Below are 12,477 nucleotides of genomic sequence, written 5' to 3' on the forward strand. Positions count from 1 at the left end.
TTATGATGCTTTTCGATAATATCCATCTCCCAGGTTTTGAAGTTTCCCCTGCATTTCTTTTTGAACTACAGAAGCCAACTCGGAAGGTATCCGACAGTATTCTTCTCCGACTAAATCACTGATATGTAAAATTTGCTCAGAACCACTTCCTATATTTTCAATCTGAACCCGATTGGCTCCCTCTGAAAGTAGCTTTTCTCCTCCTGCATTGTTCTTTTGTTCCGGATGAGTAAAAATGTATATATCACGATTTTGAGATAATGCATGGTAAGCAGAGGAAATAGCTCCACTCTTAGCCGGGGCTTCCATAATATAAACCGAAGAACAGAGCCCTGTAATGATGCGGTTTCTTCTCGGAAAAGACCAGCGGTTTGTATTTTCTCCGTAGAACATTTCACTGATGAGCAAGGAAGAATTACTCTTATTCATCTTTTCATACAGATCGCGATTGGAGGATGGATATTCCTTATCCAGACCCGTTCCGAGAACTCCTATTACGGGCATGTCCCCTTCGAGAGCTGCCAACATAGACGCTCTATCTATGCCGGAGGCCATCCCGGAAACAAGACCCTCAAAACCTTTCGTCCTGAGGTAAGAAGGCAGGAAATGACAGGCGAGTCTGGATATATGGGAAGGTTTACGGGTTCCTACAATTGCTACATAGTTTTTCAGGAATAAGTCTTTATTTCCTTTGTAAAATAAAACAATAGGAGGGTCGTAAATCTCTTTTAAAAGAGGAGGATAAGACGTATCATAGTAATCTATAAAAGATAAATTTAGGGCCTTACACTTTTCGTAGACTTCACTTGCAATTTGTAAGTATTTTTCTCTTTTGATTTTTTGCAAGCGGGATAGGGCCAGTTCTGCCAGTTCTTCAATTGACCGGGCAATTAAATGTAGATTTTGTTTGTAAACTACTTCGTATATTCCATAAAAAGAATATATTAAGGGGTAAAGATTTTGCATATTTGTTTTCATTTCATTCCTTCTCTTTCTTTTATTTGGTCGAGATTTTTTAATACATTTTTATAAGACTCATATTCTTCTAACTTACCTTTGATTACCTTTCGACCGTGTAATTCTTCAATCAGGGTTTTAATTTGCATATACTCATTTCTGGCTTCCGAAACCCTATTTAACTTATATAAGAAATTTGCCCTGGCAAATCTTGTCGGTAAATTTGCCGGTTGCTTTTTTAGAATTCCATCAAGGAGAAATATGGCTTTTTGAGGTCTATCCGAGTAAGCTTCTCCTAAAACCTGCCTGCCGGTAGATGAGCCGAAGTAAATCAGGGCTAACTCGAATGGATAACGGTTATCTTCAGGACTTTTTACCAGTAAAGATTCAAAAATTTGAATAGCCACTTCGGTTCGCTTGGGTTCCCAACCCATGTCTCTCGCTGCATTTGCATAGGCAAGGCCCGCCTCATATAAAAGCTGTTCGTTCAGGGATTTATAGAGCAAAGTTTTGTCCCAGTAGGCTAAAGAGGTTTCGTATTTATGAATTAAGCTTTCCTGCGTGTCTTTTTTAGCGACATCTTCTTTGAGAGACTGGGTGTAATAAATACTTCCCATTTCGTAATTCCCCATTCGCATATAGGCCCTGGCAATCCTCCAGGAGAGACTTCCGGCTTTGTTTGTTTTCTTTATCAGTTTGTGGATTTCTCTATCGAGGAGTTTTATTTCCCCTTCGGTCATGTTCAGACGTTCTTTCCACTCTTCTATATCTTTCTCTGTTATTTTCTTGGGTTGAAGTTTTCGTAAGGTACGTTTTCTTCCCCAATCCTGTAAGCGTTCACAGGACAGAAGGCTAAACAAAAGGATGAGGTTTATAATAAATTTCATGAACATAAACTCCCGAAGAAATCTGTATGGATTATCTTTTCACCATTCTTTTTTAAGCGAATAAAAATTGAAGTGGAATTCTCTTTCCCTTTTTTAAGAGTTTCTTCAAAACCGGATAAAAGGGATAATTCATGGAATTTTTTTTCTTTCATACCCGGATAAAAACTCTTTCAAAAACTTCTGGACAGGCATTGACTATCCAAAGAAATAAACTCTATGAAAAGTCTATGGAATGATGACGATGCCAAAAATTTTAAGGGAGACCTGGGTTTACGAGTTTATACAACCCGACTCTTAGGGGCGGACGATACCCTTGTTTTACACGGAGGAGGAAATACTTCCGTCAAAATAAAAGAGAAAAATCTTTTTTCCGAAGAAGAAGAGATTCTTTATGTAAAAGGAAGCGGCTGGGATCTGGCAAGTATCGAAGAAGCCGGTTTTTCACCGGTCAGCTTGCAGCATTTAATACGACTTGCCGGACTTTCGGAATTATCCGATCCGGAAATGGTCAACGAAATGAAAACCCACATGACCCGCGCTTCTGCTCCTTCCCCTTCGGTAGAAGCTATCCTGCACGCCATCCTTCCTTTTAAGTACGTGGACCATACCCATGCCGATGCAGTAGTAAGTATTACCAATACAGAGAATGGAAAAGAAAAAATACAGGATATATATGGTGATTCTGTTGTTATTATTCCCTATATTATGCCCGGCTTTGACCTTGCAAGGCTTTGTAACGAACTTTACCGGAAAGAAAGTAAAAGTTCTACTATAGGAATGATACTTCTTAATCACGGAGTATTTAGCTTTGGAGATACAGCAAAAGAATCTTATGAAAGGATGATTCACCTGGTTTCTCTGGCAGAGAGTTATTTGCAATCTAAAAATGCATACTACCTGAGTTCTTCCAATAATTATGAAAAGAAATTCATAGGACTCGAATTGGCCTCTTTGCGTAAAAAAGTATCCGAAACCGCGGGTTCTGCCATGATTCTTTATTCCGATAGATCTGATAGATGTTTGAATTTTACGAATAGACCGGACTTGCAAAAAATCGCTACACAGGGACCTGCAACCCCGGATCATGTTATCCGCACGAAGCGTATTCCTCTTATCGGAAGAGATGTGGATTCATTTGTAAAGAATTATAAAACCTATTTTGAAACGAATGAGCCCCATGCAAAAGAAAGAAAAACCATGCTGGATCCATCTCCCCGTGTCATTCTTGACTCGGAATTAGGTCTCTGCACCGCAGGACAGAATGCAAAAGCAGCTTTTATAGCAGCCGATATCTACCGGCATACTATGGATATAATCGAACGTTCTGAATTATTAGGAGCTTATAAAGCCTTATCCGAAAAAGATATTTTTGACATGGAATACTGGGATCTGGAGCAGGCCAAGTTACGTTCCGGAATAATTCCCCCTATTTTTTCCGGAGAAGTAGTTTTAATTACAGGATCTGCTTCCGGCATCGGAAAAGCCTGTATAGATTCTTTTTTAAAAAGAGGTGCAGCTGTAATCGGACTCGATCTGCAAGCAAGCGTGGAGACCCTGTATAAAAGACCTGAGTACATCGGGATAGCCTGCGACCTTACAGAAGAAGAACAATTTAAGAAAGCTCTACAAAAGGGAGTGGAACGATTTGGTGGCATTGATATGCTTGTATTAAATGCAGGAATATTTCCGAAAAGTTCAAGAATTGAAACCTTAAGTACCGCTGATTGGAAAAAAACTATGAGCATAAATTTAGATGCCAACCTCAGTATTCTTCGAGAAACCTATCCCTTCCTGAAACTTTCTTACAGGGGAGGAAGAGTCGCAATAGTGGGTTCTAAAAACGTTCCGGCTCCGGGACCCGGGGCTGCTGCCTATTCGGTATCCAAAGCAGCTCTGAATCAACTCATGCGGGTAACTGCTCTCGAATGGGGACAGGATAATATACGGATCAATTCGGTTCATCCCAATTCTGTTTTTGATACGGGCATCTGGACGGATGAAGTCCTAAAAGCGAGAGCCGAGCAATATGGTTTAAGCGTGGAAGAATATAAGAAAAATAATATATTAAAAACTGAAATAAAAAGTAAAGATGTGGCAGAGTTACTGGCAGAGCTTTGCGGCCCTACTTTTTCTAAAACTACCGCGGCCCAGATTCCTATAGACGGAGGGAATGATAGGGTTTTATAGATTTGAAAGAAGCCGAGGATACAAGAATATCTCTTGACATAGGATAAGAAAAGAAAAATGTTTCTTATTAAATTGAAGACACATCCTTTCTTTTCTCTCGGCTTTCGTTCTATGTTTTTTTTCGCTGCCCTTTCTGCGTTTATTATGCCGGCTCTCTGGGTTTCCTTTTATACCGGGAAAACAGCCTTCCCCGGTGGAATCTTTTCACCTATGGACTGGCACGGTTTCGAGATGTATTCGGGTTTCGCTTCTGCCCTGGTGGCAGGCTTTTTGCTTACGGCTTCTGCTAATTGGTCGGGCAGTCCTGCCGTATCAGGTTATCCTCTTTTCTTTCTCAGCCTGTTCTGGCTTTTAGAAAGGATTATCTTTTTGATACCTCATCTACCGTATCCTGTTTATGTAATTTCTTCTCTGCCTTTTCCTCTCTTATTTTTAGTTATATTAACGATTCAATTAAAAACAAACACGAAAAATCGTAACATTTTTCTTCCCTGGCTTATCCTCTTCTTTTTTGCCAAGTTTTTATATATATATTCCGGAATATATAAAGATGCTTTCAGACTCTTATTTGCGAAAGAGCTATTTGTATCTTCTCTCCGAATTATTATTGTTGTGATTACAGGAAGAATTATTCCCTTTTTCATGGAAAAACGAATTGGCTTTCGTCCTAAGGTTCCGCTCTTACTTGAATATGGAAGCATCATTTCCGTTTCTTTTCTTATCTTTGCAAATATAACAGTGCTTCCGGCTTTTACAGAAGCAATTTTATATTTATTCGCTGTACTTATGAACTCTATAAGATTTTTCTACTGGAGACCTTTGAAGACCATTAAAGTTCCGATTCTTCTAATCTTACATATTGGTTATTTATGGCTTATCTTACACCTTCTTTTAAGTTTTTATGGAAAAGCTTTTCAAAATCCGGGTCCGGTTACTCTGCATTTTTTTTCTACAGGAGCTCTCGGTACTTTTGCCATAGGAATGATGACGAGAGTTGCTCTCGGTCACAGCGGCCGCATTATACACGCGGATAAATGGATTCTGTTTATGTATGCCTGCGTGCAAATTGGAGCTATACTCAGAACTATCATTCCTCTTTTCTTTAACGAAATCTATTTTAAGAGTTTACACTATTCGAGTGGTTTCTGGACTCTTGCTTTTATGATTTACTTGATTCGCTTTACACCCATTCTTTATAAGAAACGAATGGATGCAGAATCATGATGAAATTATATTTAATATTTATTGTTTTTTTTATTCTAAGTTCCTGTGTCTCTGTACCGCCCGGAACCGGTGGAACTTACTTTTATAATGATTTCTCTTCTACTCATATATTATTTAATATCCCGCAGGGAGAGGAAGTTGGTTCTACTGAAGGTGCCTGTTATTTGAGCCTTGTTTGTATCGGGGATACGAGGGTGTCTACAGCCGCCAAGAATTCAGGTATAAAAACCGTATCCGCTGTAGAGTATCGTTTTCAAAGTATCTTATTTTTCTACTCCAAAACCACTCTCATTGTCTATGGAAGTAAATAATGTTTGATCCCATATTTTTCTTATATGGTCTTTTTATTTCTTCCTATATCCCTTCTTTTACTGATAACTACATGCCACCACCGGCAGATGAACGATTGGGTTATTATTACTATGACAATACCTCTCTTTTCCGATACAAGAAAAATACAAACCTCTTTGATGCGAGTCAGAAGAAACGTAACCGCTTTCCGATTTTCTTAGGGAATTTAAAAATGACTCTATATTCGACACCGCTGCAAAGTTACACAAAATTATATGAATACAAAATTATTTGTCTATCTGTTTATCTCTGTATGGATAGAGATAAACAGTTTTATCATAAAAAAGGAGCAGTCACTGCGGTGGAACTCGAACACTTTAGCCTTGTATCTTCTGTGAATATAATAAAATACATATATTATGGAATTCCAATAAACTCTACCGAAAATCGAACAGAAATCCCGCTTTCAGAACTGCTTCAAAAATAAAAAATCAAATTTTTGTAAAAGAAAAAAATCTTGCTTTTTATGAAAATTTTGTAATTCTTGTAACTATTCGGTAATATTCCTGATATGGAACTAGAGTATCATAAACACGCATTTGAACTTGCAGGCCTAAAGCCTGAATGGAACGAAGAGAACCTCAAAATTTTGGATGAAAAAGAGTCACTTTTCGATATACAATTTCCACAGGCTCTTCGGGAGTGGTATGCTCTCGAAAACCGTGAAGATTTACTCCTGTCTCACTCTTTGATAGATTATTCCGAGAGTTTACAGGAATTTGGCAATCATTCCAGCTGGGATGAACTACCCGACCCGGAAGATGTTCCGGAGGCTGTGTATAACCGCCTTTTACGTTATAACGAACTGTTTGCGAAAAGGAAGGTTTTGAGTATTTTCAGTGAACAGCAGGGCATGATAGGCTGGTTTTTGAAGCTAAACCATAAAGAAGACCCGGAAGTTCTCGTACAGCTCGAGGACAATCGACATGAACTCTATTCCTACAAGAATACTTTTTCAGAGTTGATTTATACTTCTGTCTGGGATGGAATCATTGTTTACGGGCTGGGTAATTTCAGTGGTTATTATGTAGAAGCTGTAGGAAAGAAACTTTCCAGAAAAGCTTTGAAATATATAGAAGATAAACTCGGTTTACTTCCTTCTTCTCAGAATCCAGGTACAAAGCGTATGATACTCAGGGCCGGGCAAATCGGCGAAGGTCTTACTTCCTGGCAGGATAGGGACTCTGCAAGGTACTTTTTTCATGCTTCGGAACTAAAGCCTTTGCAGAGATTAATGAATCATTTTTTTCGACTTAATTTGCTTACAGGGGATTTTACATGTAATTATGTAGCCTTTGAAGGGGAAGAAGACTACAAAAGAAAAGAAGAAGAAATGCAGGATTTTCTTAAGAAGAGTTTTTCTCTTTTACAAAAAGAATCTGTCTATTAACTTTTTACTACTTTTTGTTTGTCTTTTACTTATTTATTTTTTAGGCTTGTTGTATGAAGTCATACAATAATATGCCAAATCATAATCATTCTCAAAAGCTTTCTCGAAAAGCCTTCATAGAAACAGTAGTTAAGACAGGTCTTGTCTTTTCAGCATCCGACTTTCTACTCTCCTGTTCTTCTCCCGGAAGTTATAGACGGATAGAAAAAGAGAACTCAGAGACTGATATCTTTTCTTTCCTTCGCTCCGGTATCTATGCTCCGAATCCTCATAACACCCAGGCCTGGAAGTTTCGACTTATAGGAGAGGATACATTGGAGCTCTTTATTGATGAAAAGAGACTCCTGCCCGAAACGGACCCTCCTGCACGTCAAATTCATATCGGAGCCGGTTGTTTTATCGAGCAATTTTGTCTGGCGGCCGAAAAAAAATCTTACAAAGTTAAACTGGATTATTTTCCTACGGGCGAATACGGGATAAAAGATTGTGGAAAAAAACCGGTGGCAATTCTGAAATTATTAAAATCCGAAATCGATTTCAAAGAGGATAGACTTTTTCAGGCGATTGCTGAAAGAACTACAAATCGCTCTGTTTACTCAGGTAATTTTACTGAGAGCGACTTCCTGAGTTTGAAGCAGGTCATGGGTTCTACGTATTCAGAGCTCAGGCCGATATTGGATGAGTCGAAAAAAGAAGTTCTAAAACGCATCCTGTATTCTGCCTTTGAAATAGAAATGATAAGTGCGGAAAAAAGTGAAGAAAGTCGTATCTGGTTTCGATATGGAGACGAGGAAATTTTTTCTAAAAAAGATGGCATTTCCTTAAGAGGTAGTGGTATTAGCGGCTTAAAATTATTTTTTGCCGAGACATTTTTTTTCAAACCCGGAAAAGAAAGCTGGTACAGCAAGAGTAATATCGAGGCCGGTTTATCTGCATTTAAAACCCAGTTAGAAAGTAGTCCTGCTTTTATTTACTTAAAGACAAAAAATAATCAGATGCTGGACTGGGTTCTTTCCGGAAGGGATTATGCACGTTTGAACCTCGCCACGTATGCAATGGGTTTTGCCATGAGTCCTATGAGTCAAATACTACAGGAATACCGGGAAATGGAAAAGCTTTTTTCTGAGTTTAATACCCTTATGGAGGTGAAAGAAAAAGAAAAGATCCAGATGATAGTGAGAGTAGGAAAAAGTGATTATAGATTCTATTCACCCAGAAGAAACCTGAATGAGTTTTTGTTGGATACTTGAAAAAGGCTTATTCAAGAGGGCCGAAAACCCTCTTGAAATATTTAATTTAGTCTATTTCTTTGCCTTCATCTACATTGCTTTCTTTTCCTTCGGAGTCGGACTCGGAACCGCCACCACCGGATTCTGTATCGATAATTTTAAATGTGACTCTTCTTTGCAGGGCGCTTCTATCATCTACATCGGGAATTAGTTCATCACTGGCTACTCCAACTGTAACCATTCTATCGGATGAGAATCCTGCATCTACCAGAGCTTTCATTACAGCTTCTGCTCTTTTTTTAGAGTAATAAATATTTCCTTTTTTTGAACCTTCAGCATCTTTGGGTCCGGAAGCATCGGTATGACCTTTTAATTGCAGCTTATATTTTTTAGGTAATTTACTTAAAGCAAGGTTAATTTCATCTTTATGTTCTTTTACCCAGCGGTTTAAAAGGGCTTTACTGGGAAGGCTTACCATTTTATATCCAAAACCTTTTACTACCTCACCATCCGGATATCTCAGTTTTTCAAGCTTGGTATTTACTCTTTCAAGAACTTCTTTACTGATATTGCCGGGAATGACATCGGTCAGGTCGGTGCCTTCTTTGGTAGAACCGTCTTCTTTTGTACCCTCAGTACCTTCTTTAGTATCTGTTTTATCAGTAGCTTCGTTAGTTCTTTCTTTAACCTCATTACCATCTTTGGAATCTTCGGTTTTACCTTCTGTACCTGTATTTTCTTTATTATCAATTTCACCGGGTTTGTCTGCTTTTTTGGTTGAGGATTTACAAAAGCCCAGAGAAATAGTAATAAAGATTATTAAGATTATACTAAGATATTTTTTTTGTTTCATAATGTTCGTCCTTAATACTGTGTGTATTCGACAATACCCATTTTGAGGAATAAAAGAAAAATATAAAAATTTTTCTTATCCTGAAAAAATGTGAAATTATCCTCATATTTTCAGGTATGGCATAAAAAATAAGCCGGGTACCTGTCTTATCAAATGTAAAGAAATACGGTAAACCTTTCAAGATTTTATTTTTTTTAATAGAAAATATGATTCTAAAAACTATAGTTAACGAAGAATTTGCAGGAATGCGCCTGGATCGCTTCCTTTCCGCTTATACGGGGGATGATATTTCCCGAACCAGTATTCAGAAATGGATTAAATCCGGGAATATTTTCCAGATACCGGCGAAGAAGGCTGTAAAAGCCAGTTATATCGTCAATTCGGGGGATGAGTTTGAAATCCATATTCCCAGGAAAAAAGAAATCGGCTTAAATCCGGTAGAAATGCAAATCCCGATTGTCCGGGAATGGGAAGATTTTTTGGTTATCAATAAACCGGCAGGTCTGGCGTCTCACGGGGGCCCTGGTGATTCAGAACCGAGCCTTGTGAATGGGCTTCTCTTTTTATTTAAAAATCTCTCTTCTGTGGGAGGAGAGGATAGGCCGGGCATTGTCCACCGTCTCGACAAACCAACTTCAGGGCTTATGATTGTAGCAAAAAATGATAGGGCTCATATTGCCCTTTCCCGTATGTTTCAGGAAAAAACGGTTTATAAACGATATTACGCCTGGCTTATACAGGCACCGAGAGAATCCGGTGGAAGAGTAGAATCTCCTATAGGTCGTCATCCGCTTGAACGCTTAAAAATGTGCATTCGAAAAGATGGTCGAAAAGCTATTACGAATTATAAGATCTTAAAAACAGTTTCATCCCGGAAAGGAAGAAATTACAGCCTTGCCGAGGCTGAGATTGAGACCGGTAGAACCCATCAAATACGGGTTCATTTTCAGAGTTTGGGTTGTCCGGTGGTGGGTGATAGGTTATACTCCCGTTCGGGAGATGAATTTAAGAAATACGGACTTTTACTTTTTGCTCAAAAACTCAGATTTCAACATCCCTTTACGGGAGAAGAAATCGAAATTGAGCTTCCTTTTCCTTCTAATTTTATAGAGTTTGAAAAAGATTCAGAGTTGAGGTAATATGTTAGCTACTATTCCGCAGGATATAAAATACGATTCAGAGAAGTTATATATCACCTGGAAAGATGGTTTTCGTTCCGAATATTCACTTTTGGAACTACGAAAAAATTGTCCCTGTGCAAGTTGTCGGGGAGGACATGGTGGAGAAATTGGCTCTGCTACAGGGCATATAGAATCTATTTCCCTGATTGCTTATAGAAAAGTAGGGCGCTATGCACTAAATTTCACCTGGTCTGATAACCATGATTCAGGGATATACACTTATGATCATTTAAGAGAGATTTCAACTATAAGTTAGATCTTTTAATAAGAGAGTATAAAATGGCTTATAAACCGTAGAAGTGGTGTATCTAAAAGCTTTAGCTCAAGGTTTATGTGGACATCGTGTTAAACCTAAAACTTTCGACTCTTCTTATAGATTTCTTCAAATTGTTTTACCAGTTCCGGATGTTCTTTAGATAGGTTATTTTCTTCTTTTGGATCTTTTTCTATATCGAAGAGTTTTACCTGGTTTTGTGTGAACTTTTTAATGTATTTCCATTTTCCCATACGAATTCCAAATTCTCTCCGGATCATATAGGAAATCATAGTTTCGAAAGACTTGGCACTGTCTCCCCAAATAGGCACTCCTTCAAATTGAGGAGCCAGGGAAATCCCGGAAATTTGGAAAAGAGTAGGCATAAGATCCACAAGACCTGCAATTCTCTTGCTTCCTTTGTAGACCATATATTTGGTTCTGGACATATTTTTTCCAATATAAAAGAATAGGGGAACTCGAACCTGAGATTCATAAACCGAAGTTTGGTGATAAAAAGAACCGGGATGTTCTTCAAATGCCTCTCCGTGATCCGCTGTTATGGCTACAACCAGATCATCCATCAGCTTGTGTTCTTTGAAAGAATCAAAGAGTTCTCGAACGGCATCGTCTACTCTGTAGATGGCATTGTCATAGGCATTGACCATGGGCTTCCAGGGCGGTGCTGCCCGGTACCGGGGCAGGGGTTGGAAAACTTCATATTTTTTCGGAACCTCATAGCTATAATGAGCCGAGTGTAAATGAACAATCAAGAAAAATGGCCTGGGTAGATCCATTAACCATTTCTTAACTTCCTGTACATTAAAGCCATCATCAACACCATAGTTATAGGTAGCTTCTTTGTTATGCCCCCAGATATAATGTTTCTCTGAAACTTTACCTGCGTGAAAAACTCGTTTTACACTTTTCTCCTGGAACAAACGAATGATAGAAGCCCAGTGCAGGTCCATAGAACTCGAAACTGCAACGGTATAGCCTGCATTCTCAACCTGCTTAAAGATTCCCCAGTTATAATTTGTTTTATCCATTCTCGGATATTTACTCAGGATAAGAGAAGGAAATGATTTGGCAGTGGCATTTGCCTGGGCATAACAATAATCTACTTTTATAAAGTCATTGGACATGGATTTTATAAAGGGAGTTGTGTTTCGATGATAACCGTAATCCGGGAGGTGATCGGCACGTATCGAGTCCATAAGAATCAATACTATATTTGGCTTTGGACCTGGGAAGCTTGTTTTATCAATAAAAACTTCCGGACGAACATCCGTACTCCCGCTTTCACTTGCATCCAGTTTTAAATGTCCGAGTCCCGCAACATAAATATGGGATGCGATTGTCCCGGAAGTCTTCATTTCTTTTGCTATAGTAGGATTGGCAAGACTTTTGTTATAGAAAAAAATACTTATACATATAAAAAGAAAGAAGAAAGCCAGGCCAAGTTGATGAAAGATAAAATTTCTTTTCTCTTGGAAATCTTTAGTGAATTTTTTAGATAAGTAAACATAAAGTGCAAAAACTGAAAACCAGGTGAGGTTACTTAAAACTACTTGGATAATAAGACCTCTCTGCGCTTCTCCTATTCCTGTTTTAATCATATGACTTACTTCTCCACGGCTTTGTAAAAAAAGTTCCAGTCCTTCTTTACTAATATATACGCCATACTGAAAAAAATGAAAAAACTCACTCGTCGATATAATTGTATGTAAGAGAAGAAGCAAAAATGAAAAAATGATAAGGTAGCGTGAAGAAAAAAATACCAGAAAAAAAGCAAATAGTAATAGGTAATAGGCTATACTTAAACTTACCGGGAAATACAGGGATGGTAAACTTACCTTATGAAAAGATAGTAATTCTATCCATTGCCAGTATTCATAGGATAAGGCCAGAAATAGTAAAATAAGAATCAATAATATATAGGTAATATTTAGCTTTTTCATGTAT

The 12,477-nt window shown here is 38.2% G+C and carries 13 protein-coding genes; 8 read left to right on the forward strand and 5 right to left on the reverse strand.

Features of this window, described 5'->3' with window-relative positions:
* From H7A25_06055 to H7A25_06065, 3 genes are read right to left on the reverse strand one after another with little or no spacing between them, the layout of a single operon-like run.
* Complete coding sequence (locus tag H7A25_06055; protein MCP5499446.1) at positions 1 to 966, reverse strand: DNA-protecting protein DprA; 966 nt, start codon at positions 964 to 966, stop codon at positions 1 to 3.
* 8 nt (positions 967 to 974) lie between these two features.
* Complete coding sequence (locus tag H7A25_06060) at positions 975 to 1,844, reverse strand: hypothetical protein (GenBank protein MCP5499447.1); 870 nt, start codon at positions 1,842 to 1,844, stop codon at positions 975 to 977.
* On the reverse strand, positions 1,841 to 1,996 hold the full coding sequence (locus H7A25_06065; protein ID MCP5499448.1) for a hypothetical protein: 156 nt from the start codon (positions 1,994 to 1,996) through the stop codon (positions 1,841 to 1,843). The genes H7A25_06060 and H7A25_06065 overlap by 4 nt, the downstream gene beginning before the upstream one ends.
* Before the next feature lie 64 nt (positions 1,997 to 2,060).
* On the opposite strand from H7A25_06065, the gene H7A25_06070 reads away from it, so the two are divergent.
* The 6 genes from H7A25_06070 to H7A25_06095 all read left to right on the forward strand — a co-directional run bounded on the left by H7A25_06070 (position 2,061) and on the right by H7A25_06095 (position 8,246).
* Positions 2,061 to 4,031, forward strand: coding sequence for a bifunctional aldolase/short-chain dehydrogenase (locus H7A25_06070; protein ID MCP5499449.1), 1,971 nt, complete (start codon positions 2,061 to 2,063; stop codon positions 4,029 to 4,031).
* Positions 4,032 to 4,088: 57 nt separating this feature from the next.
* Positions 4,089 to 5,255, forward strand: coding sequence for an NnrS family protein (locus H7A25_06075; protein ID MCP5499450.1), 1,167 nt, complete (start codon positions 4,089 to 4,091; stop codon positions 5,253 to 5,255).
* Positions 5,252 to 5,566: a hypothetical protein gene (locus tag H7A25_06080; protein MCP5499451.1), complete on the forward strand. Its 315-nt coding sequence runs from the start codon at positions 5,252 to 5,254 to the stop codon at positions 5,564 to 5,566. The genes H7A25_06075 and H7A25_06080 overlap by 4 nt, the downstream gene beginning before the upstream one ends.
* Positions 5,566 to 6,033, forward strand: a complete 468-nt coding sequence (locus tag H7A25_06085) for a hypothetical protein (GenBank protein MCP5499452.1) — start codon at positions 5,566 to 5,568, stop codon at positions 6,031 to 6,033. Before H7A25_06080 ends, H7A25_06085 begins: the two co-directional genes overlap by 1 nt.
* An 84-nt stretch (positions 6,034 to 6,117) precedes the next feature.
* On the forward strand, positions 6,118 to 6,996 hold the full coding sequence (locus tag H7A25_06090) for a hypothetical protein (GenBank protein MCP5499453.1): 879 nt from the start codon (positions 6,118 to 6,120) through the stop codon (positions 6,994 to 6,996).
* A gap of 53 nt (positions 6,997 to 7,049) precedes the next feature.
* Entirely contained in the window at positions 7,050 to 8,246 is a 1,197-nt protein-coding gene (locus H7A25_06095; GenBank protein MCP5499454.1) for a hypothetical protein, read from the forward strand.
* 46 nt (positions 8,247 to 8,292) lie between these two features.
* Here the strand turns inward: H7A25_06095 and H7A25_06100 are convergent, their stop codons facing one another.
* On the reverse strand, positions 8,293 to 9,078 hold the full coding sequence (locus H7A25_06100) for an OmpA family protein (GenBank protein MCP5499455.1): 786 nt from the start codon (positions 9,076 to 9,078) through the stop codon (positions 8,293 to 8,295).
* A gap of 206 nt (positions 9,079 to 9,284) precedes the next feature.
* On the opposite strand from H7A25_06100, the gene H7A25_06105 reads away from it, so the two are divergent.
* Positions 9,285 to 10,217, forward strand: coding sequence for an RluA family pseudouridine synthase (locus H7A25_06105; protein ID MCP5499456.1), 933 nt, complete (start codon positions 9,285 to 9,287; stop codon positions 10,215 to 10,217).
* Between the two features lies 1 nt (position 10,218).
* The gene (locus H7A25_06110) at positions 10,219 to 10,515 is read left to right on the forward strand and encodes a DUF971 domain-containing protein (protein ID MCP5499457.1); all 297 of its coding nucleotides are present in this window, start codon (positions 10,219 to 10,221) and stop codon (positions 10,513 to 10,515) included.
* Between the two features lie 95 nt (positions 10,516 to 10,610).
* Here the strand turns inward: H7A25_06110 and H7A25_06115 are convergent, their stop codons facing one another.
* A complete protein-coding gene (locus H7A25_06115; protein ID MCP5499458.1) occupies positions 10,611 to 12,473 on the reverse strand; it encodes a sulfatase-like hydrolase/transferase in 1,863 nt (620 codons plus the stop codon).
* Between the last annotated feature and the right edge of the window lie 4 nt (positions 12,474 to 12,477).

The sequence above is a fragment of the Leptospiraceae bacterium genome (assembly GCA_024233835.1).
Taxonomy (GTDB): Bacteria; Spirochaetota; Leptospiria; order Leptospirales; family Leptospiraceae; genus JACKPC01.

Excerpts from the sequence above, each read along its gene's own strand:
- H7A25_06065 (MCP5499448.1), bottom strand. The coding sequence starts at position 1,996 with ATGAAAGAAAAAAAATTCCATGAATTATCCCTTTTATCCGGTTTTGAA.
- H7A25_06090 (MCP5499453.1), top strand. The coding sequence starts at position 6,118 with ATGGAACTAGAGTATCATAAACACGCATTTGAACTTGCAGGCCTAAAG.
- H7A25_06080 (MCP5499451.1), top strand. The coding sequence starts at position 5,252 with ATGATGAAATTATATTTAATATTTATTGTTTTTTTTATTCTAAGTTCC.
- H7A25_06070 (MCP5499449.1), top strand. The coding sequence starts at position 2,061 with ATGAAAAGTCTATGGAATGATGACGATGCCAAAAATTTTAAGGGAGAC.
- H7A25_06105 (MCP5499456.1), top strand. The coding sequence starts at position 9,285 with ATGATTCTAAAAACTATAGTTAACGAAGAATTTGCAGGAATGCGCCTG.
- H7A25_06055 (MCP5499446.1), bottom strand. The coding sequence starts at position 966 with ATGCAAAATCTTTACCCCTTAATATATTCTTTTTATGGAATATACGAA.
- H7A25_06060 (MCP5499447.1), bottom strand. The coding sequence starts at position 1,844 with ATGAAATTTATTATAAACCTCATCCTTTTGTTTAGCCTTCTGTCCTGT.
- H7A25_06115 (MCP5499458.1), bottom strand. The coding sequence starts at position 12,473 with ATGAAAAAGCTAAATATTACCTATATATTATTGATTCTTATTTTACTA.
- H7A25_06110 (MCP5499457.1), top strand. The coding sequence starts at position 10,219 with ATGTTAGCTACTATTCCGCAGGATATAAAATACGATTCAGAGAAGTTA.
- H7A25_06100 (MCP5499455.1), bottom strand. The coding sequence starts at position 9,078 with ATGAAACAAAAAAAATATCTTAGTATAATCTTAATAATCTTTATTACT.
- H7A25_06075 (MCP5499450.1), top strand. The coding sequence starts at position 4,089 with ATGTTTCTTATTAAATTGAAGACACATCCTTTCTTTTCTCTCGGCTTT.
- H7A25_06095 (MCP5499454.1), top strand. The coding sequence starts at position 7,050 with ATGAAGTCATACAATAATATGCCAAATCATAATCATTCTCAAAAGCTT.
- H7A25_06085 (MCP5499452.1), top strand. The coding sequence starts at position 5,566 with ATGTTTGATCCCATATTTTTCTTATATGGTCTTTTTATTTCTTCCTAT.